The following is a 23,530-nucleotide window of genomic DNA, read 5'->3' as shown; positions in this document are numbered from 1 at the left end:
GGGTGCGATAATGCTCTTTATACTCTCTACACACATATGCATGCTTATTTTGACCAGGCAGAGCCGATGAATCCTAATTATCTCGATTTTGAACAGCCCATTGCCGAACTTCAGGCAAAAATTGAAGAGCTGCGTTTGGTCAGCTCTGATAGCCAAGTGAACCTTTCTGACGAGATCTCTCGGCTGGAAGAGAAAAGCCGTAAGCTGACGGAATCGATCTTCAAGGATTTGACTCCCTGGCAGGTTTCTCAAATATCTCGTCACCCCCAGCGCCCCTATACGTTGGACTATCTCGAACACATCTTCACCGACTTTGACGAGTTACACGGCGATCGTAATTTCGCCGATGATGCGGCGCTAGTGGGTGGCATTGCACGGTTGAACGATGCGCCGGTGATGGTGATTGGTCATCAAAAAGGCCGCGATGTAAAAGAGAAGGTGCGCCGTAACTTCGGTATGCCGCGCCCAGAAGGCTACCGCAAAGCGTGCCGCCTGATGGAAATGGCTGAGCGCTTCAAGATGCCGATTCTGACCTTTATCGATACGCCTGGGGCTTATCCCGGCATCGACGCGGAAGAGCGCGGCCAGTCAGAGGCCATCGCCTATAATCTGGCCGTTATGTCGCGACTGAAAACACCGATTATCTCCACCGTGGTGGGCGAGGGCGGCTCCGGTGGCGCGTTGGCCATCGGTGTATGCGATGAACTGCAAATGCTGCAGTACTCCACCTACTCAGTGATCTCGCCGGAAGGCTGCGCCTCGATTCTGTGGAAGAGCGCTACCAAAGCCTCTGACGCTGCTCAGGCCATGGGGATTACCGCTGAACGCCTAAAAGAGCTGGGTTTTGTCGACTCACTGATCAAGGAGCCGCTCGGTGGTTCTCACCGCCACCCGCTCACCACCGCTGAACGGGTCAAAGAGGCGCTTACCGCCAGCCTGGAGCGTTTGCAGGCGATGGACACCGATGCGCTTCTAGAGCGTCGCTATAAGCGTTTAATGAGCTATGGCGCCCCAGCCGCTTAATTTGCTGCAAGGCTTACTCAACGACGCCCTGGCGGAGACCCCGCCGGGGCGCTCTATTTGGGTGGCACTCTCGGGCGGTTTAGACTCTTGTCTACTGCTCGCGTTAGCCGCAGAGGTCTGGGAGTACGCAGACCGTCGCTTGCAGGCAATCCACATCAACCACGGCCTGCAGTCGGCAGCGCAGACATTTGAAGCGCACTGCCGAGATATGTGTGTGCGTTTAAACGTACCGCTGACAGTGGTCAATGTGGTGGTAGACGGACAAGGCGAAGGCATTGAAGGCGCCGCCCGCAACGCCCGCTACGAGGCCTTCTTCGCGACCGTTCCTGCGGGTGACACCCTTTGGCTGGCCCAGCATCAGGACGATCAGGCGGAAACCTTTCTGCTCGCCGCCCTACGCGGCAGCGGACTACGTGGCCTGGCCGGTATGCCCTATCGCCGGGACGCTCAGAGTATCGCTCTGGTGCGCCCCTGGCTCACCGTGCGCCGAGCGGAACTTGAAGCTGCGGCTGGGCTGCTTGAATTACGCTGGTGCGAAGACCCCACCAATCAAGATATTCGCTTTGATCGCAACCGCTTGCGGCACCGGCTACTACCCGCTATTCGCGAGCGCTGGCCCGCGGCAGAGACGGCGCTGGCGAATAGCGCTGCCCATGCCAGTGAAGCAGATGCAGTGCTTAGTGAGTATCTAGCGGCGGAGCTAACAGAGCTCTTCACTGGAGAAGGGCAGGTAGATGCCAGCGCGCTTAGTCAGCGCTCCCGCCCCCGTCAGCGGCTGCTGGTGCGCACTCTTTGCCAGCAGCAAGGATTGCCAACGCCGCCGCAGAAGCGTTTAGAGAGCCTTTTAGATCAACTGACAGCCAAAGCCGATGCCGAGGTGTGCATTGAGTGGCCGGGCGCTCAGGCGCGCCTATGGCGCCAGCGGCTCTACCTCCTTCAACCCCTTGAACCGCTTCCGCCTTGGGAAGTTAGCTGGGATGGTCAAACGCCGCTGGAAACGCCCATCGGGCCATTAGGCTGGCAACTTGCATCATCTCAATCGCACTCTCAAGTATTGACGGCGAGCTGGCGACAAGGGGGGGAGGTTATTCAATTGCCCAAACGAGGGCGGCGCGATCTCAAACGGCTGCTACAAGAGGCAGATATGCCGCCTTGGGAACGCGAGCGGCTGGTGGTCGTCATGCAGGGTGAGGCGTGTATTGGGGTGATTTGCCCCCCTGCTCAGCTGCTATGGCAGGCAGAGGGCGTTCGCTTTACCCGTCTAACTTCGCCTGTTTAATAATCAGCTTAAAACCGGCGGCTTCCATAAACGCCTGCTCCTGCTCCAAGTCGGTACTCAGCAGGGTGGGTTCATCACTGGCAGGCAGCGTGATTGTCAGGCTATCGCTGTCAGCGCTTATCTCCGGCAGCGAGGGAGCGGTTTCAGGGCGCGAATGGTTAAGCAGTACGGCTAAACGTAGCAGCCGGGCGAGCTTCTGCGTCACTCCCTGTTGCGCGTCGGGCAAAGCCTGCCACTCTTTAAGCGGAAATTTGCGTCGATGAGCACGCACTAGAAACGCCAGCCGGCGCTGCTCAGGACGAGAGAAACCAGCGAGATCGGAGTGCTCCAGCAGGTACGCACCGTGGCGATGAAATTGGCTGTGGGAAATCGCCAAGCCGATTTCATGCACATGGCTAGCCCACTGCAAATAGCGCTCTTGATCGGGGTTGAGCGACCACGCGTGGCGTATCTGATGAAATAAGCGCTCAGCGGTGTCGGCGACATTAAGTCCCTGGCGAGTATCGACATCGTAGGTGCGTTGCAGCGACTCCAGGCTTTTCGAGCGTGAATCTTCTGCGGTATTACGCCCGGCCATATCGTAAAGAACGCCTTCGCGCAGAGCGCCATCGGCAAAGCGCATCTGGGTTAAATCAAAGGCTTCAAAGATCGCACCAAGGATGGCAATACCCGCCGGAAAGACTTTAGCGCGGTCAGCTTTTAGGCCATCCAGCGCGACTTTATCCAGCTGCTTGCACTTTAGCAGCCGTTCGCGCAGCTTCTTCAAACCACCACGCGTAATCACACCTTCGTGGGGCGTATCGCCATAGGCATGCAGTACGCTGGCGGCGGCCTTGATTGTACCGCTTGAACCGACGGGGTCATCCCAGCCCAGGCGCTGGTAAGGACGCTGAATATTGGCAAGCTCCGAAAGGGCGGCTAGCTCGGCGCGGCGCATACGTTTTTCGTTTAACTCGCCGTCGGGGAAGAAGCGCCGGGAAAAAGTGACGCAGCCCATGCGTAGGCTTTCCAACGCCTTGGGTTCAAACGCCTCGCCGATGATAAATTCGGTCGAGCCGCCGCCAATATCGACGATTAATCGACGGCCACTTTCGGCCAGGGCGTGGGCGGCGCCCAAATAAATCAGCCGAGCCTCTTCGCGCCCAGCAATAATTTCGATGGCGTGACCTAATTGGGCCTCGGCGCGCTCTATAAACGCTTGGCTATTATGCGCATCGCGTAACGCGTTAGTGCCCACAATACGCAAATTGGCGTTGGTAATATCGCTTAAAAAGGGCGCGAAGCGGCCTAAGCAGTCTAGCGCGCGCTGCATAGCGGCCTCGCTCAGCATGCCGTCATCGTCTACGCCTGCGGCGAGCTGCACTTTTTCACCCAAGCGGGCCACCACCTGGAGGCGTTCATGCTGGTAGTTGGCCACCAGTAGATGAAAGCTGTTAGAGCCCAGGTCAATGGCGGCGAAGCGCTGTGGCGCACCGCTGTCTGCCACGGCGTTAGAGGCGGCAATGGGGAGCGAAATGTCCTTGGGCATGAGCTTTCCTTCGTGTTGGCTGTGCCAAGGTTGCGGTGACCTTTATCTATTGTCAATTGCAAAGACTTGCGTTTGTCGCGAGGCTTGACTACCATCGACCTACTGGCTTGATCTGACCTGGTTAGTTAGTGTGTCCACAAGTACTTCGTTGTTAAGATAGTTTGGCTAGACCGTTTAGATAGACGGCTTAAATAGACAGTTTAGATAAATCATCTTGCATGCGTCGTTCAAGTACGGCACCTTGGTCGCCCCAGACGTTATTCATTGTTTATCCCGTTAGCGTCAGCCAGAATTCCAAGTCGTCAGATAGCCCACTGGTTCAAACTCTTCCTGTGTGAACCAGAGTAGACAAGTGTTAGCACCCTCGAGTTGAGTCTTAATAACAACTAGTAGCAGCGTTGTTAGTTAAGTCCAACGCCGTTCCTTTCATCTTCGAGCGCGTGCCTTTACCGGGGTCTGAACGCATCACACGGCGTCACTTTCACGCCTCCTGTCTTACTCCCGGCGCCTGGCGCCCAGCTTCCATGAGCAACTTTCTAACACACCGATGAATCTCACTGAACTCAAGCAAAAAACCGTTCCCGAGCTCCTCGATATCGCCCGTGAAATGGGTATTGATAACTTGGCCCGTTCGCGCAAGCAGGACATCATTTTCGCCATCCTCAAGAAACACGCCAAAAGTGGCGAGGATATTTACGGCGACGGTGTGCTGGAAATTCTTCAGGATGGCTTCGGCTTCCTGCGTAGCGCTGACAGCTCCTATCTCGCCGGTCCCGACGATATCTACATATCGCCTTCGCAGATTCGCCGTTTCAATCTGCGTAAGGGTGACTCCATTTCCGGCAAAATCCGTCCGCCGAAGGAGGGTGAGCGTTATTTCGCCCTGCTGAAGGTCAGTCAAATCAACTTTGACCGTCCGGAGAATGCCAAGCACAAGATCCTGTTTGAGAACTTAACACCGCTGTTCCCAGACGATCGTATGCGTATGGAGATCGGTAACGGCTCCACGGAAGACCTTACCGCGCGGATCATCGATCTGACCGCGCCGATCGGTAAAGGCCAACGTGGTTTGCTGGTATCGCCGCCCAAGGCGGGTAAAACGCTGATGTTGCAAAACATCGCGACCTCCATCACGCGCAACAACCCAGAGTGTCATCTGATCGTACTGCTGATCGATGAGCGCCCTGAGGAAGTCACCGAAATGTCGCGCACCGTGCGTGGCGAAGTAGTGGCGTCAACCTTCGATGAGCCGCCGGCGCGTCACGTGCAAGTGGCTGAAATGGTTATCGAGAAAGCCAAGCGTTTGGTTGAGCACAAGAAAGATGTGGTCATCCTGCTCGACTCGATTACCCGTCTGGCGCGTGCCTACAACACCGTGGTGCCCAGCTCCGGCAAAGTGCTCACCGGTGGTGTCGATGCCCATGCGCTTGAGAAGCCGAAGCGCTTCTTTGGTGCGGCGCGTAATATCGAAGAGGGTGGCAGCCTGACGATTATCGCCACGGCGCTGGTCGACACCGGCTCCAAGATGGACGAAGTCATCTTCGAAGAGTTCAAGGGTACCGGCAACATGGAAGCCCACCTGGACCGCAAACTGGCCGAGCGTCGCGTATTCCCGGCGATCAACATCCGCCGCAGCGGCACCCGTCGTGAAGACCTGTTGGCATCCGAGGAAGAAATGCAGCGCATGTGGATTCTGCGCAAGCTGCTCAACCCGATGGAAGACACCGCCGCGACTGAATTCCTGATTGACCGTCTGAAAGATACCAAGACCAATCTTGAGTTCTTTGAAGCAATGAAGCGCCGCTAGCTTGTAGTCCAAAAGAGCGCCGCTAACGCGGCGCATTCGCCAGTCAGGGAGCGTGCCTTGAAGTACAAAGACTTGCGCGAGTTCATCGCGGCGCTTGAAGCGCAGGGTGAACTCAAGCGTATCCATGTCGAAGTCGATCCTTACCTGGAAATCACCGAAATTTGCGACCGCACGCTGCGTGCCGGTGGCCCGGCGTTGCTGTTTGAGAACGTCAAAGGCCACGACATGCCGCTGTTGGGCAACCTGTTTGGCACGCCCAAACGGGTTGCGCTGGGCATGGGGCAGGATTCGGTAGAAGCACTGCGCGAAGTCGGTAAGCTGCTGGCGTTTTTAAAAGAGCCTGATCCACCTAAAGGCTTGAAAGATGCCTGGGACAAGCTGCCGATCTTTAAGCAGGTGCTCAGTATGGGCCCCAAAAACGTCAAGCATGCACCGGTGCAAGAGGTGGTGTATGAAGGTGACGAGGTCGATCTTGGCCTGCTGCCGATTCAGCACTGCTGGCCGGGCGATGCAGGGCCGCTGGTGACTTGGCCATTGGTCATTACCAAGGGACCGAATAAGAAACGCCAAAATTTGGGTATCTATCGTCAGCAGAAAATCGGCAAAAACCGCCTGATTATGCGCTGGCTTTCCCATCGTGGTGGCGCCTTGGATTTTCTGGAGTTTCAAAAGGCTCACCCTGGCGAACCTTTTCCCGTAGCGGTAGCGCTAGGCGCCGACCCAGCGACGATTTTGGGCGCCGTGACGCCGGTGCCAGATTCACTTTCAGAATATGCTTTTGCAGGGCTGCTGCGCGGTTCACGGACGGAGTTGGTGAAGTGCGGTCATGCGGATCTTGATGTGCCTGCATCAAGCGAGATTATCCTCGAAGGCTTTATTTACCCCGATGATATGGCCGCGGAAGGCCCCTTTGGTGACCATACAGGTTATTACAATGAGGTCGATCACTTTCCAGTATTTACCGTCACCCGCATGACCATGCGCCGTGATGCGATTTACCACTCGACCTACACCGGGCGCCCGCCGGACGAACCGGCCATTCTGGGCGTTGCCCTGAACGAAGTGTTTGTGCCCATTCTATGCAAGCAGTTTCCCGAAATTGTCGACTTCTATCTACCTCCGGAAGGCTGCTCTTATCGTATGGCGGTCGTGACGATGAAGAAGCAGTACCCAGGACACGCCAAGCGCGTAATGATGGGTGTCTGGAGTTTCCTCCGCCAGTTTATGTACACCAAGTTTGTGATCGTGCTGGATGATGATGTGGATGCGCGTAACTGGGAAGATGTGATCTGGGCGATCACCACGCGGATGGACCCCGCACGGGACACCGTGATGGTCGAAAATACGCCGATCGATTACCTCGATTTCGCCTCGCCGGTCTCAGGCCTTGGCTCGAAAATGGGGCTTGATGCTACCAACAAGTGGCCGGGAGAGACCGACCGCGAATGGGGCACCCCCATTGTGATGGACGAAGCGGTTAAAGCGCGGGTAGATGAACGCTGGGAAGCACTGGGCATTGGCCTGGAGTTACCGCCCTCTCGCCTTTGATAGACTGAAGACAGCCGTTGATCATGCGTATCGCTGACCAAATTTGTAAAAAGAGGCTTTCATGAGTGCAAGGACGTTGACTTGCCAAGTCACCGAGGTTGAGAACTTAAACCCCGATGTGTTTGGCGTAACGCTAGCCGGGCGCGCCGAGGCCATGCAGCATGCGCCGGGGCAATATTTAGAACTGAAGATAGACGACACAACCTGGGTACCGTTTTCGATTGCCAGTGCCGATCGCAGCGATGGTGTTATCGAGCTGCATATTCAGCACTGGCCGGAGCGGGATAACTCCGCGCGGCTGCGTGAGCTGCTTCAGGTGGCCAACCAGCTCACCTTGCGTTTGCCGGGTGGAGATTGCGTGTTGGATCGTCAGAGCGAGCGGCCGCTAATGCTGGTAGCCGCTGGCACCGGTTTCTCGCAGATGAAAGCGATTATTGAAGCAGCACTCCACGAGCAGCCTGAGCGTGAAATTTCGCTATGGTGGGCAGCGCGTGAACATCGCGACCTGTACTTGGAGCAATTGGCGAGTTCATGGGCGCAAACCCATGCCAACGTTTCGTTTCATGCAGTGACCGAGCTTGCGTTAGAAGAGCCGATGGCAGTGGGTGAGCGGATCAACCACCACCAGGGGCGTATTGACCAGGTCTTGAAAGACGCAGAGATAACGCCGGACACCCATGATGTATATATCTCGGGTTCACCAGGCATGGTATATGCCTGCTTGGATGTGCTCGACACGAAAGGCGTGAAGCTTGAGCGAGTGTTTTCGGATGTGTTTGCCTACGCCCCTCGAACTACTTAATATGGCCGCAGGTTTTTTGAGACTCCCCTGATATAGCGTTGATAAAAAAGGAGGCTAACATGGCCCATCACGACGAAGACTATAAAGACGAATCTGGCTTTTTATCCATTTTTCTCGGCATAGTGGTATTGGTTAGCATGGCAGCACTGCCCGCGACGATTGGCTGGGTACAAGCTTTTAGCGGTTGAGTGTTGCCATTTGCAGCGCTTGCAGGCAGGATAAAAACCACAACATCATTGCGGCAGCCTTAGCGGACGATTCTCTCGGGCGAGCTATTACTAACGGAAAATAAAGACATGCAGCGACTCACCACGCCACACACGATGAAACCACTGCCAGACATGGCTGATGGCGTGTGTGCGCTCATGAGTAGCGCAGGCTCTTATTGGTATTGGTTTAGCCACGGAGTGCCCTTGGCCGACGCCTAACGTCGCGCCACCAGGCACACCACACGGTTGCCTGCCGCAAGCACAGAAGCCCCGGTCGGTAACCCCGCCGGGGCTTTTGGCGTTTTTAGTCCCTGCTACTGACGGGGTCGGTTAACTTTCATCACTATTTCATCGAGGAGCAGCATCATGATTTATCGTGCACTGACTAACGCGTTCGCTACCGGCTATGTGGGCTATGGCTATGGTTGGCGATTTAGCGACGCGTGGTCGGTGCTAGCTGCCACCTCCGACCGCGTGCGCCTGGGTGGTCACCTAGTCAAACGATGTACGATTGCGGAGAATTAATCATGAATGCGCCCATCAGCTCTGTTGTAAATAAACCAGCCGTCAATACTGCCCAGGTCACTTCGCGGCTTACGCCTACCACCCCCAAAAGGCTGCCTACCCCCGCCGAACTGCGTCAGCGTATCTCGTTAAGCGACCCGCTAAGCGAGCAAATTGCCCGCCAGCGTCACGCTATACAGCAAATTCTAAGCGGTCACGATGACCGTCTACTCGTGGTGGTCGGCCCCTGCTCGGTGCACGACCCTGATGCCGCGCTTGAATACGCCGACCGCTTGGCAGCACTCAGTGAAGAAGTGAGCGGGCAGATATTAACTGTGATGCGTGTCTACATTGAAAAACCCCGCACCACCGTGGGCTGGAAAGGGCTGGCCTATGATCCTGGTTTAGATGGCAGTGGCGATATGCCCCGCGGCCTGGCGCTCTCCCGTGAACTAATGCACGCCGTGGCGGCGCGTGGCCTGCCGGTGGCCACCGAGCTTCTGCAGCCGATGCTGGCACCTTACCTGGACGATTTGCTGAGCTGGGTCGCCATAGGCGCGCGCACCACTGAATCGCAGCTGCACCGGGAACTTGCCAGTGATTTAGCCGCGGCGGTGGGGTTCAAGAATGCTACCAGTGGCGATGTTCAAGTCGCGATTGATGCCATGAGTGCCGCAGCCCACCCGCATCAGCGTTTCGCCGTCGATTCTCAAGGCCATCCGATCGTCCAGCAAACCACGGGCAACCCACACACCCACGTAGTACTACGCGGTGGTCACGGTGAACCCAACTACCAGACTCAGCACGTACGTGCAGCTACCACTGCGCTACGTAACGCGGGCCAAAACCCACGGCTGATGGTTGATTGCAGCCACGCTAACGCACGTAAGGATCACCGTCGCCAGAGCGAAGTGATGCTGGATGTACTCGCCCAGCGCCAGTCGGGGGAAGCCAATCTGGTGGCATTGATGTTGGAAAGCCATCTATTCGAAGGCAAGCAGCCGCTCAAGCCAGGTGCCATGCGCTACGGTGTTTCGGTGACCGATGCCTGCGTGGGCTGGGAAACCACCGAACACTTACTCAAAATGGCGGCGGAGCGTTTGAGTTAAGCCTCGCTAACACTAGTACTTGTTTGCCATGGCCAGCCCCGTATCATAAGAAACTTATTTTGATGATGAGGCTGGCCATGGTATTTGCCCTAGAAGATCACGACCCTGAGACCTACCGCCGTAAAGCCCGCATGATCAGTTTTGCCATGGCAGGGCAACTGATTATTTTTGGCCTGCTGTTCTCCATGCTGCTCACGACCACCTTTGGCAGCAGTCTTTGGCTCAACGCCCTTGGCGTACTACTTGGGTTACTGGCCACCAGTGCACTTTTTGCCGTGCTGCGTGAGCGCCCGTGGATGACCGAAGTACGCTATGTCTGGCAGCTCAAACATCACTTGTCGCAAGTCAGCGGCTACCTTTCCCAGCTACGTAAAGCAGTGGAAGAGAATAATCGCACAGCCTTGGACCTGCTCACCTTCTACCACCAAGGCATGGCGCAGTTGGCAGAGCTTAACGGGCGTACCACCGACGACGACTCGGAGCGGCTGGCTGAAAAAATGCAGGTTAAGATTAAACGCGAAGAGCTGGGGATGCCCCCGCAGGTGGAGAGTATCGATACCCATGACCTGCAGGCGTTCAAGCGCGGATAAACACTATAGACAGCAAGAGCACCTGACACAAAGGGAGCGCGGTGTATGAAGAGATTAAAAGCATGGGGTGGCGCCATTGCCGCAGCAGGCATAACGGTTGTCATTGGCGGCTGTGCAGCGACGCCTTCCGCCGAAACGACGACAGCCAATCAAGCCACACTGGATAACCGAGCCCCCTTTTTACCATCGGCACTTTTTCCCGGCTCGGCGCAGGGCTTTGATGCGTGGCATTGTAGCCCAGCGCGTCAGAATTTAATCACCGCTGTCGACGGCGAAACGCTGCGTCTTTGGTCGCTGCATGGCGCCTGGCACTTGCCGCAAGCGGTGGTGGCCAGCGGTGCTCGCTATCAAGACGGTGAAATCAGCTTCTGGAATCGCGGTGAGCAGGCATTGGTCGAAACGCCCCGTGGTCAACTCAAATGCGCGCTGGCCGCTAGCCGTGATGCCTCAACCCGGAAGGATCACCCTGGGGTCATGTTCCGCGGGCAGGGCAATGAACCCGGCTGGTCGGTTGCCTTGGCGAACGATACGCCAACGCTGACGATGGAACTCAACTATGGGGAAGAACGTGTCCAACAACCCTATATGATCAGCGTGATGGACAACGAAGCAGGCAGAGTCGTCATTGAAAACGCGGATGTGGAACCTTTCTTCCGCGTTCGCATTGAAGCTGGCGCCTGCTTTGACGGCATGAGCGGCAAGCCTTTCCCTGCCAGGGTCACACTAACCTACGGTGGGGAGCAATATAGTGGCTGTGGCCAAGGCATTGCTCCCTAATGGGTTGAGTAGCTTAGTTTAGCAGCGATAGATAACACGCTCGGCCCGCCACTCTTGTGCCACAAAGTCGCTGGCGCATAGTGCCGAGGTGTTGCCAGCGGCACGAGCGGCAAGCCGGGAGAGCGTTGTCATCTGAATGCCGCGCGAACTTTCCACTTGTTCGCTCACCGCCAGCGGTACCCAGCGTTCCTCTTCTAACGTAGCCAGGGTGAAACTAAACGGATGAAACCCTGGAAAGCCGAGCCGTATATCGGTGGCAATAAGCGTCTCTTTACCGTCCATCCAACGCGCTTCATAGCGCAGAAAAGGCCCAGCGAACCACGCCAAGCGCTGCCCTTGCAGGCTGGCCAAAAGAGGGGCTTCTAACGCTGCGTTACGAATCAGTGGTTCCAGGCGGGGCTGGCTATTACCGTCAAACACACTGATCAAACTTTCATAATAGCGATCCCCATCCATCACCGTGGCGCGCCATAGCATAATATTGAACGGGGTTGGCTGTATCAGCAGAGGAGCCTCCTGCAGTCCCTGCTCCGCCAGCACCGGGGCGATCCGCTGTTCAATCATTACTTTCGCCCCAGCCGCCATGGTCAGATAAACACAGCTGATGACCAGCCCCCAGGTGCAGGCCTTTCTTACCCGCAAAGAGACCAAACCGAACCCCAGGGCGATTAGCAAGGCAAGGGTATAAAGCGGGTCGATAATGAAAATGATTGGCCAGGCCGCAGGCGTTACATCAAGTGGCCACAACAGCTGGGTACCGTAGGTGGTAAGGGCATCAAGCAGCGGGTGCGTGACCAGAATAAGTGTATAAAAGCACCACCAGCGGGGTAGGCTAATCGCCGTGATAGGCGCAAAGCGTGCGCTCATTAGTGCCAGCAGCGTGGCCAAGCCCGTCAGCACAAACAGTGAATGGCTAAAGCCGCGATGCTCGGTAACATTGGCCACGGCGTCGCCGTAATCGATTATCACATCAAGGTCAGGCAGGGTGCCCAGCACGGCGCCAATGAGAATGGCTTTTCGGCCCAAGCGCCGGCCCAGCACGGCACCGCCAATGGCTGCGCCAAGCGCAGCTTGCGTGACTGAATCCACAGGTTTCTCCGACGGGTAAACCCAGCTAAGATAAACGTTATGGTTTAATTGTACAGCGTTGCGGCGTTTTATGTACGCTGTCACGTTTTTGTAAAGTATGGCTACGGTCGTTTTTTGAGGAGTCGATATGCAATACCTACATACCATGGTACGTGTGAGTGACCTAGATGCTTCGCTACGTTTTTACTGCGATCTGCTGGGCCTTAAAGAAGTCCGCCGTAAAGAAAACGAGAAGGGCCGCTTTACGCTGGTGTTCCTTGCCGCCTCCTTTGATGAAGCGCGCTCGGCGCGTCTCACCGCTCCTGAGCTAGAGCTGACCTACAACTGGGATCCTGAAGAGTATACGGGCGGGCGCAACTTCGGCCACTTGGCTTACCGCGTCGACGATATTTATGCACTTTGCCAAAAGCTTCAAGACAACGGTGTAACCATCAACCGTCCGCCTCGCGATGGCCACATGGCGTTTGTAAAATCACCAGACGGTATCTCGGTTGAACTGCTGCAAAAAGGCGATGCACTCGAGCCGCAAGAACCCTGGGCGTCGATGGAAAATACCGGTAGCTGGTAATTATTCCTGAAAGACTATCAAACAAGGACGATTCACCATGACCATGAAAGGTTGGCGTTTATTGCCACTGCTCGCCTCCACTGTGCTCCTTTTAAGCGCCTGTAGCAGTGCGCCAGGGCCAAGCACTGCGCCGCAACCAGGGCAGAGTGGCTCCTCGCTTTCTGGCGCGATCGTCGATCAGCGTTGGAATTTATTGCTGGTAGGCACCGATGAGCGTATCTCCATGCCGGAAACGCCTTTTTTCAGCATTGCAAATAATGGGAAAGTCAGCGGCCATGACGGCTGTAACCGCTTTAGTGGTGAAGTAACCCTGGGTGAGAATCAGCGTATAGAGTTTAGCCAACTGGCCACCACCCGTATGGCGTGCCCGCAAATGGCCGATGCCAAACGGGTCACGGATATGTTGGAAACTGCCTATCGGTATTTGATTGACCATGATCGGTTGGTCTTCTTTGGCCCTGATAGTCGCGTGCTAGGCGGCTGGCGCGAAGGCAACTAATACAGTCGGTTAGTTCTCAACAGGCGGATTGAAGCGGGCGATAAAGCGCGCATCAATCCGCTTTTTCCATTGCCATACCCACTTGCCGGATACCCCAAAGCCACCGCGGCTGGCAATGGCGCGGCCGTCGCCAGTGCCAATCAGTGCCAACACCCGTTCGGGTGGCTGCCAGGGGAGTAACGGTTCGTTATGGCAGGCACGGCGGAGGTTGTCTGCTAAGTGGGGGCCCATACGCACTGCATATACACCCGCATTGGGTAGCGCTGGGGTCAATGCTGCACAGTCGCCCGCGGCAAAAATAGTCGGCTGGCCGGTGACTTCCAACGTGTTTTCTACCTGAATAAAGTTGTGTTTATCCAGTGGCAGCGAGGTGTTTGCAAGCCAAGAGTGGCCGATAGCCCCGGTTGCCCAGAGCACAATGTCCGCATCAATGCGAGTACCGTCCTGGGTGGTTACCCCGCCTTCCACCAAGGTTTCGCCGCGTTGCTCAACGTGAACGGTAATGCCTGCCTTTGAGAGCGCGCGTCGGGTAAGCCAGCGTGGCAAGCGCCCGGCCTCGGGCAAGAGTGCATCAGCGGCAGTGAGTAAGTGCCCCTCCCAATCAATATCCGGGCGCTGCTTGCGCAGCTGGGTCAGTACACTCATCAATGTTTCGCAGCCTGCCGCACCGCCCCCAACGCCTAGAACTCGTTGGACACCGCCGCTGGGCAAGTGGCTAAGCTCATTTTTCACTACTTGCCAGCGCTGGTGTAGGCTGCTTAGTGGTCGCATGGCGAGTAGCTTGGGGAGGTTCTCCCCATGCTGCTGGGGGCGCGCCAGGGTCGAGCCGATATTGAAGGAGACCACATCAAAATTAACGCGCTCGCCATTCGCCAGCGCTACGTAACGCGCCTGGGTATTGATGCTACTCGCTGGGGAAAGAATCAGTCGAGCGTTGGTCCGTTGGCATAACGCTGCCACGTCGATTTGCGTCTCGCGCAGCGTGCACTCTCCCGCTAGCCATGCGGGTACACTGCCGGAGTAAGCGGCTAAGGGGCTATCACTCACGACAGTAATGGCAATATCTGAAGCGGGCTGTTGGGCAAAGGCTTCGAGCACAAAGGCGTGGGCATGGCCCGCACCAATCAGTAATAATTGCGGCATGGGCATCGCCTATACGCCTATAGAGAAGCAAGGAGCTATGGGATGTTTAGCAGACAAAAACTTGGTTTTTACCTGCCATTTTGGCCAGATACATGCCTTGATCTGCCCGTTCAAACAGCTGTCGAGGCTGGTCGCCGGGCTGTAATAGAGTCAGGCCGATACTCACCGTTAAATGGTCGGCGATGGAGAAGGTGTGCTGCTCCACGCTGCGGCAGAGCCGGTTAGCCAGCTTCAAGCTGGCGTCTTGATCAAGCTCCTTGGATATGATGACGAACTCTTCGCCTCCCCAGCGACCAAGGTGGTCATCAGCTCTCAGCGTCTCCTGCACTAACTGCGTTATATCACACAAGATATCATCCCCGATGGCGTGACCATAGGTATCGTTAATATTTTTAAAATCATCAATATCAAACATCAACATGGCGAAACTGACAGAGGAGTGGATCAAATCCTCGATCACCAATTCGGTGTAGTAGCGGTTCCAGCATTTCGTTAAGGGATCGGTGTGGGCCAGGCCCTCAAGACGCTGATTGGTCTTGGTTAACTGGCGGTTGAGGCGAGCAACCTCCAGAGCCGTTATGGCCACTGCTATATCGTCAGCCAACTCGGTGATCATGGAAGCTTCCAGCGGCATCCAATAGCTCAAGGCGTCTTGGAGCTTTGTATCCGCTACCCGTGCAGTGATGAGCGATTGTTGGCGAAACAGTAGCAACCAGCCTAGGGGAGCATTCGCGACACTAAGAGGGGCAGCCAAGCCGTCTTGGCAGTTGCTATTCAGCTCGATAATTTCGTCATGGGTGTTTTGCTGATTCAACTGCTGTAATTGATGAAACAGCTGGTGCTTGGTGGGGCACTCGCCAAAGCAGTGGAGATCGCCCTGATAGGCCAGCGCAATGCCTTCGGCCTGAAATATATCGCACCAGCTGGCGCCATGATGCTGCAAAATATCATCAATGGAGGTGAGTCGTTTAATATCTTTGGACAGCAATCTGCGGCGAGACTTTAAACCAGAGTGGCGAGCAGCTATGCGCTCTGCTTTTAACAGGCGTAAGCGTTGGGATGCAATGTCGACAAGTAGCTGGATCCACTTGCCAAGCCCGGGATGAACCGTAGGCGGATGTCCAATATACCCCCACACCTCCTGTTCGCCCTGTAGCTCATAAAGTTGCAGGTTTGAGGTCGCCAGGTCGTCGTCACAACGAATAGCGAGCAACTCGTGATGGGAGGCCAGCGTACTTTCCAGCGGATAGCAGTATGCCAAACGGAGGTCGCCTGTGCTTAAGCGGCGATAAAGTACCACGGGCTGGCCCTGGGTAAGCGTATGGAGCGTTTTGGCCAGCAGTTCAAAAAGCTCCAGAGGCGTTGCCGAGTCGCATAGTAGCGCCAGCTTTTGGCACAGGTTGTCGAGATTTTGCACCGATAGAGATAGTGTGCCACTCATCATGAATGACTCCTCAAGCGCCGCATCTCAGCGCTTAGCATAGCAACTCGCCTAAGCGAAAACTCGAAATTGAATTAATGATTCAATCAAAAGGTGAACCGTTATTCAACTATTATTGAACAATCGCTTCACATTGGCGGCATGAATGAAAAAATCATGTTCGCTGAGCGTCTGAAATCAGCACTCGAAGCAGCCGGCTACGAAGCGCGGCCATCGGTGCTTGAGCGGGAATTTAACCTGCGCTACTGGGGAAAGCCAATTACATTTCAGGCCGTAAGGCGGTGGCTACGAGGTGACTCAATCCCCAGTCAGGACAAGCTTCAGGTATTAGCACGCTGGCTGCTAGTGGATCCGCACCAATTGCGTTATGGCGACAGCGCTTATAATAGTGTCAGTGAGCCAACGCCAACCTGGGAGGTTTCATCTTCAAGTGACGAGTGGCAGGTTCTTTTACTGTATAGGGGGCTGCCTGCCGCGCAGAAAAAGGTCGTGCGCGACATCATCGAAACATTTGCTAAAGCACATCCAACGAAAGACGGCTGTTAAACTTTATCACCGCGCCGCCAATTGAAGTAGCGCTTCAATAGTGCCAGTACCCGTTCGGGCTTATGAGCGTTTTTCCATACGCCCGCCGTGGCCTTGGCCGCTTCGCCCAGTGTTGGGTAGGGATGAATGGTGCCCAGCAGTTTATTGAAGCCCAGGCCGTGCTTCATGGCGATGGTCAATTCGCCTACCCACTCGCCAGCGTTTTCGGCAACGATGGTGGCGCCCAGGATTTTGTCTTTGCCAGGCACGGTAAGTACCTTGATAAAGCCATGGGTCGCACCTTCGGCAATGGCGCGGTCACTTTCGCTCATGGCGTAGCGGGTGATCTCAAAGGCAATACCTTGTGCTTTGGCCTCCTTTTCATTCAACCCAACTTTGGCGACTTCCGGCTGCGTATAGGTGACTGCAGGCATATAGCGGTAGTCCACTGAGAAGCTTTTCAGTTCGCCGAACAGGGCATTGACTGCCGCATGCCACGCCTGGTGCGCGGCAGCGTGGGTAAGCTGATAAGGCCCGGCTAAATCACCACAGGCCCAGATATTGGGTAGGCGGGTTTGCAGTCGCTCGTTAAGTTCAAGAGTGCCTGCTTGGGTGGTCGTGATCCCCAGCGCTTCTAGCCCTAAGCCCTCAATATTGGCCTGGCGACCCACGCTCACCAGCAAATAGTCAAAGGAGAGTAATTTGCGCTCGCCATGTTGCTCCACCGCTAGCTGATAGCCGCCATCCTCGTTAAGAACTTCCAGCGCTGTGGCGTCGGTCATCACCATCACACCTTCGTCAGCCAAAGTGCTTTCAGCCAGCTCACTAACCTCTTGATCCTCACGATTCAGTAGTTGGGAAAGCCCTTCCACCAGCGTAACCTGACTGCCCAAACGGGCGAAGCTCTGACTCAGCTCACAGCCAATGGCCCCGCCACCCAGTACCACTAAGCGTTTGGGCAGCTCGGTCAGCGACCAGAGGTTTTCGGACGTTAAAACAGGGGCGCTCTCCATACCTGGCAGCGAGGGCACCCGGGGCCGTGCGCCGGTTGCCAGCACAATATGGCGGACGGTCAGGGTTTTATCGCCGACCTGAACTTCCCATGGCGAAGTGAGTTTAGCGTGCTCCTGGTAGACCTCAACGCCCAAGCCACTATAGCGCTCCACGCTGTCGTGGGGTTCGATATCGCTAATCGCCTGTTTGACGTGGCCCATTACCTTGGCAAAGTCGATCTCTGGCTCGCTGGCGGTCACCCCGAAGCGGTGGGCAGTTCGTATTTCATGGGCGGCACGGGCAGCGCGAATCAACGCTTTGGAGGGCACGCAGCCGGTGTTCAGACAGTCGCCGCCCATTTTATGTTTTTCCACCAGCGCCACCTTGGCTTTTACGGCACTGGCGATATAGCTGGTGACCAGCCCCGCCGAACCGCCCCCAATGACCACAATGTCGTAGTCAAAGTGGGCGGGTCGGGTAAAACCTTTATATGTCTTGCGCTGTTGCACCAGCAGCACAATGCGCCGGGCGATCCAGGGGAAGATGGCCAGCAGCAAAAACGAGGCGATAAGCGTGGGTGAGAGGATGCCTCCCAAACTCTCCAAGTCACCCAACTGCCCACCCGCATTCACATAAATAGCGGTACCGGGCAGCATGGCGACCTGGCTTACCCAGTAAAAGGTGACGGTCTTGATCCGCGTCAGGCCCATGACCAGATTGATCATGAAAAATGGAAACACCGGCACCAAACGCAGGGTGAATAGGTAAAGGGCACCGTCCCGCTCAACACCGCGATTCACGGCTGCGAACTGGCGGGGAAATCGCTTTTCGATAGGGTTACGGAATAGACAGCGCGAGAGTAAAAAGGCCAGGGTGGCGCCCATGGTGCTGGCGAAGGAGATAATCAACAGCCCCCAGCCAAGCCCAAACAGAGCTCCACCCAGCAGGGTTAATAGCGTGGCTCCAGGCAGTGAAAGGGCCGTCATCACGACATAAACGGCAAAGAAGGCGCCCGCCACCTGCCACGGGTATTGGTTAAACGCTGCTTGAAAGTCGCTTTGGTACGTCTTTAGGGTTTCCAGGGTGAACCATTGGTGGGCACCGCTGAGGAAAAACACGCCAATGGCAGTGATCAGTAGCGCTGTAATCATCAAACGTTGTCGGGTCACAATAAAAGCTCCAGCGCTAATAAGGTCAGTATTGGTGGTGACTTTGTGAAAGGGTCGCCCGTTTCCTTACACTGATATGGGAGCACTTTTCCAGCGCTGCCAGTCTTCTGGGCGATCCACATCCCAAATGGTTTCGGGGTAGGCGGCGCTCAGCCCCAGTTGTCTAATGCGCTGTTTAGTGATGGTCAGTACGCTTTTAGTACCCCATGGAATGTCTTCAAACAGTGCGGGATAGTCTTGCCGGGTGCCCACAAAGCCGTAGCCGCCATCTTCGGCGGGTAACAGCACCACATCAAAACGGGCCAGTTGCTGCGCGCAGGCAGTGATCAGTGTGCTGGTGATGCTTGGGCAGTCACTGCCCATCAGCATGGCGGGCCCTGGCGTACTGTTCAGGGCATAGCGAACCCTTGCGCCTAAATCACCCTCTGGTTGAGCGCTTAGCGCCACACCAAAGGCTTCGCGAAGCTCGATAAACAGCGGGTGTACGTGATCCAGCGCCGTCCATAGCGTGACGTTTTCAGCAGGCAGCGCTTTGCAGGCGCTGGCGACGCAGTGACGAACCAGCTCCGCGTGGGCACAGGCAGCCCCTTCTAAACCTAGCAGGGGCGCCAAGCGCGTTTTGGCCTGCCCCGCCAGCGGTGCTTTGGCGAGCAGGTGCAGGTGGGGCGTTTCAGCGGGCATCGCGATACTCCTTGGCGAGTTGGGTTGCGCTCACGCCGCGCCAGTAGCGATAGCGCAGTCGCCACATCAGGCGGATGGTTTTCCAAGCGCCGAACTCATCCCAGCGCCTGCCCGAGCTTATCACTTTCGCCGTTAGGCAGGCGGGGCGCGATACCTGTTTAAGCCGTTTAGACAGTTCAATATCTTCCATCAGTGGCTGTTCGGGAAAACCACCGACGGCCCTGAAGGCGCTGGTGCGGACAAAGATTCCCTGGTCGCCGGTGGCCATCCCGGTCAGTCGCGAGCGCTGATTCATCATCCAGCTCACCACGGGCAGCCAGCGGCTGCGGCCTGAAAGCTGAATAGCAAAGCGCCCCCAGGCGTGGCGGTTAAGCCCCCGTGTTATCTGTTCAACGGCACCATCGGGCAGTTGAGTATCCGCATGCAGAAACAGCAGCGCAGGCGCTCGGGCATGCTGCGCGCCCAGGTTCATTTGTTCACCTCGGCCGGGTGAGCTGCCGAGCACGCGGTCAGCCAGGGGTGTGGCGATGCGAACGCTGCTGTCGCCACTGCCGCCATCGACCACAATGACTTCGACCAGTGCCGAAAGGCGCTGAGCGCGTAGTAACTGTAGCGGCAACAGTGTTGCCTCAATACCGGCTGCCTCGTTAAGTACCGGTATCACGATGCTGAGTTGAGGTGCCTTTTCAATCGAGTTTTCAACCGAGTTCAAGCACAGGCCCTCCTGCTGCCTTGGCATCTGCGAGGTCGTGGGTGACCAGCAGTGCAGGCAGGCCTGCATCGCGCAGTTGGTTAAACACTAGGGTGCGCATTTCCTGGCGCAGTGCCGTATCCAGCTTGGAAAACGGCTCGTCCAGCAGCACGGCGCGCGGTTTGGAGAGCAGCAGGCGCATCAATGCCACGCGAGCCTGCTGGCCGCCAGAAAGGGTGGCGGGGTCGCGCGCTTCAAAGCCTGCCAGCCCCACTTGTTTAAGCGCTTGGGTGACCTGTTGGTGTTTATCTTGAATATGGCGAGGTAGCCCAAAACGCAAATTGCCGCCCACGCTTAGGTGCGGAAACAGCAGCGGATCCTGAAACAAAAGCCCGATGCCGCGCTTTTCAGCGGGGAGGCTTAACAGGTCTTGCTCGCCCAGCCATACGCCGCCGCTGGCGCTAAAATCTCGAGTAATAAAGCCCGCAATATACGCCAGCAGGGTCGATTTTCCTGAGCCCGATGGACCCATTACGGTGAGCACCTCGCCAGGGGCTATGGTGGCATCCACTGCCAGTAACTCGCGGCCCGCAAGGGCGATGCTAATCTGCTCAAGGCGCAGCGACGCGCTGAAATAAACTGTCACAATGTCCCTCTTAGGTAGCCAGTTCACGGCGGTGGGAGCCCAATAAGCGGGGCAGCCCCAGAGCAAGCATAAAGCCGATCAGTGGCAGGCCCGCCTGCACTAATGCCCAAACGCCGATTAAGCGTCGGTTACTGCCTGCGGCAAGCGCCACCGCCTCGGTCGTTACCGTAGTGACACGCCCGGCTCCCAGCAGTTGGGTGGGTAAGTATTGGCCAATACTTACCGCCAGGCCCACCGCAAAGGCCGTTAATAGCGGCGCTAATAGTAGCGGGAGGCGCACTTTCCAAAATGCAGCACTGCGTGACACACCCAGGGAGCGCGCTACCTGTAGCCAGCGTGGATCCAGGCGACGATACGCCTCGGCTAATGATAGATAGACATAAGGCAGCACAAACAGCAGGTGACCTGCGATCACCAAGCCTAGTTGGGGGCGAACGCCCAAACTCTCCGCTGCCACAATCAGACCAAACAGAAAGGCAATTTGCGGCACCAGTAGCGGTAGATAGAGCAGCCATAGTGCGCGCCTCGGTTGAATGTGCTGGCGATGCTCGTTTTCCAGCGTCGTTAACACCAGCGCCGTGGCCAGCGTCGTTGAAATCAGCCCAATCAGCGCGGTATTGACAAGCGGTGTGACCAGCATAGGGCCGCTGCGTTGCCAGTGATCCAGCGTTAGCATCTGCGGTAACAGCTCAGGAAAACGCCAAAAACCGGCCAGCGAAAATAGCCCCAACCCGACCAAGGCCGCCAGCGCCGTGATACTTGCAAATAGTAACGCCGAGCGGCCCACTACGCGCAGGGCGATTTCACCTCGCTGGCGGCTGCCATTGGTCAGCCAGCCTCGCGCCAGCAGGCGGGTCAGTTGTTCCAGTAGCCACCAGCAGAGCAGCGCGGCGATGGTGACCCCCAGTTGTAGTACTGCCGCCGCCGAGGCCATAAAGCGGTGGCTAATATCGGGGTCGTTGAACCAGCGCAAGATAGACACGCTCAGCGTGGGAGGCAAGGTCGGGCCGAGAATCAGCGCCATATCGACGACCGAGGTGGCGTAGGCGATCACCGCATACACGGGCAGGCGAATCAGCGGGTAGAGCGAAGGCAGCACGGTTTTTAACCACGCAATGGTAGGTGAATAGCCCAGTGATCGCGCCAGCATTAAGCGCTTTTCAGGCACTAGCTGCGGCAGCGCTGCCAGGCTCATTAGCAGTAGGAACGGCACTTCTTTTAGCACCAGCCCCGCGATCAGGGAAAGCCCCCAAGGATCGTTGATGATCAGCGCATCCGGCGGGCGCTCCCAGCCGGTTAGCGATGGCGATATGAGCCGCGCCAACAAGCCCGAAGGGGCAATCAGAAAGGCAAATCCAAACGCGATAGCGGCATGGGGGATGGCGAGTAGAGGCGAAACCAGCCGCCGAATGCTGCGGTCTAGCCATGTGCCCCGGCTGGCGGCCAAAAACAGCACCACAATAACCAGCGCTATGGCTGCGCTGACTAACCCGCTGGTAAAGCTCACCGCCACCGAACGCCAAAGCCCCGGCTGGGCGAACAGCATCTGCCAGGGGGCTAAACTACCGCCATGTCCGCCTAGCGCGGGCAAGTAGCCAAATGCTGGCAGCAGCACCATCAGTAGCCCTGCGGCTACCGGCAGTACTAGCAGGGCAATGATGAGCGCCGGGGCCAGTCGCAGCATGGTCTAGTTAACGCCGTAACGCTCAAGCCAGGCATCTTGCAGGGCGGTCATCCAGCTGGGGTGCGGTTCGGGTAGGGTGTTAGACAGCGCGTCCGCGGGTAGTTCTGAAGGGTGACGATCTCCCTGCTCAAACAGCGCTTGGGCGTCAGTGTCTAGCTGGTTGATATCCAGCACGCTGCGGTCGCCCCACATCGCTAACGACTGTTTTTCGGCCTGGGCTTCCGTTGAAAGTAGATAGTTGGCGAGCACCATGGCCCCAGCTTTATGCGGTGAGTTATAGGGAATTGCCACAAAGTGGACGTTACCCAGGGTGCCGCCTTCCAGCACATAGCTGCGCACGCTATCGGGTAATTCATACTCCATGACCGCCACGGCAGCATCAGTGGGGTAGAAAGAAAACGCTAGACTTAGCTCACCATCGCTCATCAATGTACGCAAGTGGGGGCCGGAGTCGGGAAAGCTGCGCCCGCTGCGCCATAGGTGCGGGTGCAGCGCATCTAAATAGGTCCACAGCGGTTCTGTCACGGTCTCGAAATCGCTCTCTGAGAGCGGCTGGTAAAGCGCCTCATCCTGCTCGGTAAGCTCGATCAGTGCTTGTTTCAAAAAGGTGCTCCCGGTGAAGTCGGGAATACGTGGATAACTAAACTGGCCCGGGTTGGCTCGAGCCCAGGCGAGTAGCGACTGTATGTCCTTGGGGGGAGTCTCGGTTTGGGCGCTGTCGTAATAGAAGGTGATTTGCGCTTTTCCCCAGGGCGACTCGTAGCCTTCGGTAGGCAGTGTGAAGTCGGTGACAACCTCGGGGTTTTCGTCGGCGTTGGTGAGCGCAAAATGGGGCAGCGCCTCGGCGAAGGGGCCGAACAGCAGATCGTTGTCGCGCATGGCTGCGAAGTTCTCGCCGTTGATCCAAATCAGATCAATACTGCCCTCGTCGTGGTTACCCGCCTGCTTTTCGCCTAGCACCCGCGCCACCGCGCTGCCGGTATCGTCCAGCTTAACGTGCTCCACATCGACGCCGTACTGGGCCTGCATTTGCTCCGCCACCCAGTCAATATAACGGTTGGTGCGCGTATCACCCCCCCAGGCATTCCAGTAAACGGTTTGGCCTTCGGCTTGTGCCACGACGCTTTGCCAGTCGTCCGGATCAGGGTTGGCCATGGCAGGAAGCGCAAGGCCTAACAGCGTGGTGGCGATCGTGAAGCGTATAGGGTGACGGTTAATCGGCATC

At 56.7% G+C, this 23,530-nt stretch carries 23 protein-coding genes; 13 read left to right on the top strand and 10 right to left on the bottom strand.

The window, feature by feature from the left end; genetic code table 11:
• Window positions 1-66: 66 nt before the first annotated feature.
• Window positions 67-1,023, top strand: a complete 957-nt coding sequence (gene accA / locus KO116_RS18690) for an acetyl-CoA carboxylase carboxyl transferase subunit alpha (protein ID WP_035564846.1) — start codon at window positions 67-69, stop codon at window positions 1,021-1,023.
• On the top strand, window positions 1,004-2,302 hold the full coding sequence (gene tilS / locus KO116_RS18685) for a tRNA lysidine(34) synthetase TilS (RefSeq protein ID WP_035564729.1): 1,299 nt from the start codon (window positions 1,004-1,006) through the stop codon (window positions 2,300-2,302). The genes accA and tilS overlap by 20 nt, the downstream gene beginning before the upstream one ends.
• Here the strand turns inward: tilS and ppx are convergent.
• Window positions 2,277-3,830: an exopolyphosphatase gene (ppx, locus tag KO116_RS18680; RefSeq protein WP_035564727.1), complete on the bottom strand. Its 1,554-nt coding sequence runs from the start codon at window positions 3,828-3,830 to the stop codon at window positions 2,277-2,279. The genes tilS and ppx overlap by 26 nt on opposite strands.
• Window positions 3,831-4,377: 547 nt before the next feature.
• Between ppx and rho the strand changes: the two genes are divergently transcribed.
• The 8 genes from rho (at window position 4,378) to KO116_RS18650 (ending at window position 11,176) form a co-directional block, all read left to right on the top strand.
• Entirely contained in the window at window positions 4,378-5,637 is a 1,260-nt protein-coding gene (gene rho / locus KO116_RS18675; RefSeq protein WP_008959860.1) for a transcription termination factor Rho, read from the top strand.
• Window positions 5,638-5,694: 57 nt separating this feature from the next.
• A complete protein-coding gene (gene ubiD, locus KO116_RS18670; protein WP_035564725.1) occupies window positions 5,695-7,185 on the top strand; it encodes a 4-hydroxy-3-polyprenylbenzoate decarboxylase in 1,491 nt (496 codons plus the stop codon).
• A 61-nt stretch (window positions 7,186-7,246) separates the two neighbouring features.
• On the top strand, window positions 7,247-7,987 hold the full coding sequence (locus KO116_RS18665; RefSeq protein WP_035564723.1) for an FAD-binding oxidoreductase: 741 nt from the start codon (window positions 7,247-7,249) through the stop codon (window positions 7,985-7,987).
• Between the two features lie 59 nt (window positions 7,988-8,046).
• On the top strand, window positions 8,047-8,175 hold the full coding sequence (locus KO116_RS26105) for a hypothetical protein (RefSeq protein WP_008959857.1): 129 nt from the start codon (window positions 8,047-8,049) through the stop codon (window positions 8,173-8,175).
• A 387-nt stretch (window positions 8,176-8,562) separates the two neighbouring features.
• Complete coding sequence (locus KO116_RS25515; RefSeq protein ID WP_179915337.1) at window positions 8,563-8,721, top strand: hypothetical protein; 159 nt, start codon at window positions 8,563-8,565, stop codon at window positions 8,719-8,721.
• Between the two features lie 2 nt (window positions 8,722-8,723).
• Window positions 8,724-9,809 carry a 3-deoxy-7-phosphoheptulonate synthase gene (locus KO116_RS18660; protein ID WP_035564721.1) on the top strand — a complete coding sequence of 362 codons (1,086 nt, stop codon included), beginning with the start codon at window positions 8,724-8,726 and terminating at the stop codon, window positions 9,807-9,809.
• A gap of 77 nt (window positions 9,810-9,886) precedes the next feature.
• A complete protein-coding gene (locus KO116_RS18655) occupies window positions 9,887-10,399 on the top strand; it encodes a DUF3087 family protein (RefSeq protein WP_035564719.1) in 513 nt (170 codons plus the stop codon).
• Window positions 10,400-10,444: 45 nt separating this feature from the next.
• Window positions 10,445-11,176 (top strand): MliC family protein, encoded by a 732-nt coding sequence (locus KO116_RS18650; protein WP_035564717.1) that lies wholly within the window; start codon window positions 10,445-10,447, stop codon window positions 11,174-11,176.
• An 18-nt stretch (window positions 11,177-11,194) separates the two neighbouring features.
• Here the strand turns inward: KO116_RS18650 and KO116_RS18645 are convergent, their stop codons facing one another.
• Window positions 11,195-12,265, bottom strand: coding sequence for a metal-dependent hydrolase (locus KO116_RS18645; protein ID WP_035564715.1), 1,071 nt, complete (start codon window positions 12,263-12,265; stop codon window positions 11,195-11,197).
• Window positions 12,266-12,392: 127 nt separating this feature from the next.
• Between KO116_RS18645 and gloA the strand changes: the two genes are divergently transcribed.
• Together gloA and KO116_RS18635 are read left to right on the top strand one after the other, a co-directional pair.
• On the top strand, window positions 12,393-12,833 hold the full coding sequence (gene gloA / locus KO116_RS18640; protein ID WP_008959851.1) for a lactoylglutathione lyase: 441 nt from the start codon (window positions 12,393-12,395) through the stop codon (window positions 12,831-12,833).
• A gap of 37 nt (window positions 12,834-12,870) precedes the next feature.
• The gene (locus tag KO116_RS18635) at window positions 12,871-13,332 is read left to right on the top strand and encodes an META domain-containing protein (protein WP_035564714.1); all 462 of its coding nucleotides are present in this window, start codon (window positions 12,871-12,873) and stop codon (window positions 13,330-13,332) included.
• A 9-nt stretch (window positions 13,333-13,341) separates the two neighbouring features.
• On the opposite strand, the gene KO116_RS18630 is transcribed toward KO116_RS18635, so the two are convergent.
• Window positions 13,342-14,481: an FAD-dependent oxidoreductase gene (locus KO116_RS18630; RefSeq protein WP_035564713.1), complete on the bottom strand. Its 1,140-nt coding sequence runs from the start codon at window positions 14,479-14,481 to the stop codon at window positions 13,342-13,344.
• Between the two features lie 40 nt (window positions 14,482-14,521).
• Window positions 14,522-15,919: a GGDEF domain-containing protein gene (locus KO116_RS18625; RefSeq protein WP_235272430.1), complete on the bottom strand. Its 1,398-nt coding sequence runs from the start codon at window positions 15,917-15,919 to the stop codon at window positions 14,522-14,524.
• A gap of 90 nt (window positions 15,920-16,009) precedes the next feature.
• Here KO116_RS18625 and KO116_RS18620 point away from each other — a divergent pair, with 90 nt between their 5' ends.
• Window positions 16,010-16,462 carry a transcriptional regulator gene (locus tag KO116_RS18620; protein ID WP_327050444.1) on the top strand — a complete coding sequence of 151 codons (453 nt, stop codon included), beginning with the start codon at window positions 16,010-16,012 and terminating at the stop codon, window positions 16,460-16,462.
• Here the strand turns inward: KO116_RS18620 and lpdA are convergent.
• The 6 genes from lpdA to KO116_RS18590 all read right to left on the bottom strand — a co-directional run bounded on the left by lpdA (window position 16,459) and on the right by KO116_RS18590 (window position 23,529).
• Window positions 16,459-18,603, bottom strand: coding sequence for a dihydrolipoyl dehydrogenase (gene lpdA / locus KO116_RS18615; protein WP_035564712.1), 2,145 nt, complete (start codon window positions 18,601-18,603; stop codon window positions 16,459-16,461). The two genes, KO116_RS18620 and lpdA, sit on opposite strands and share 4 nt — an antisense overlap.
• A gap of 66 nt (window positions 18,604-18,669) precedes the next feature.
• Complete coding sequence (locus KO116_RS18610) at window positions 18,670-19,284, bottom strand: TIGR04282 family arsenosugar biosynthesis glycosyltransferase (RefSeq protein ID WP_035564710.1); 615 nt, start codon at window positions 19,282-19,284, stop codon at window positions 18,670-18,672.
• A complete protein-coding gene (locus KO116_RS18605) occupies window positions 19,274-19,996 on the bottom strand; it encodes a TIGR04283 family arsenosugar biosynthesis glycosyltransferase (protein ID WP_235272428.1) in 723 nt (240 codons plus the stop codon). The genes KO116_RS18610 and KO116_RS18605 overlap by 11 nt, the downstream gene beginning before the upstream one ends.
• The gene (locus KO116_RS18600; protein ID WP_035564708.1) at window positions 19,983-20,621 is read right to left on the bottom strand and encodes an ATP-binding cassette domain-containing protein; all 639 of its coding nucleotides are present in this window, start codon (window positions 20,619-20,621) and stop codon (window positions 19,983-19,985) included. The genes KO116_RS18605 and KO116_RS18600 overlap by 14 nt, the downstream gene beginning before the upstream one ends.
• Window positions 20,622-20,631: 10 nt before the next feature.
• Window positions 20,632-22,305: an ABC transporter permease gene (locus KO116_RS18595; RefSeq protein WP_035564706.1), complete on the bottom strand. Its 1,674-nt coding sequence runs from the start codon at window positions 22,303-22,305 to the stop codon at window positions 20,632-20,634.
• Between the two features lie 3 nt (window positions 22,306-22,308).
• Entirely contained in the window at window positions 22,309-23,529 is a 1,221-nt protein-coding gene (locus KO116_RS18590) for an ABC transporter substrate-binding protein (RefSeq protein ID WP_035564704.1), read from the bottom strand.
• Window position 23,530 lies beyond the last annotated feature (1 nt).

The sequence above is a fragment of the Halomonas sp. KO116 genome (assembly GCF_000734975.2).
Classification (GTDB): domain Bacteria; phylum Pseudomonadota; class Gammaproteobacteria; order Pseudomonadales; family Halomonadaceae; genus Vreelandella; species Vreelandella glaciei.
Note: the sequence above shows the minus strand (reverse complement) of the source record. Positions and strands in the feature narration are given on the sequence as shown.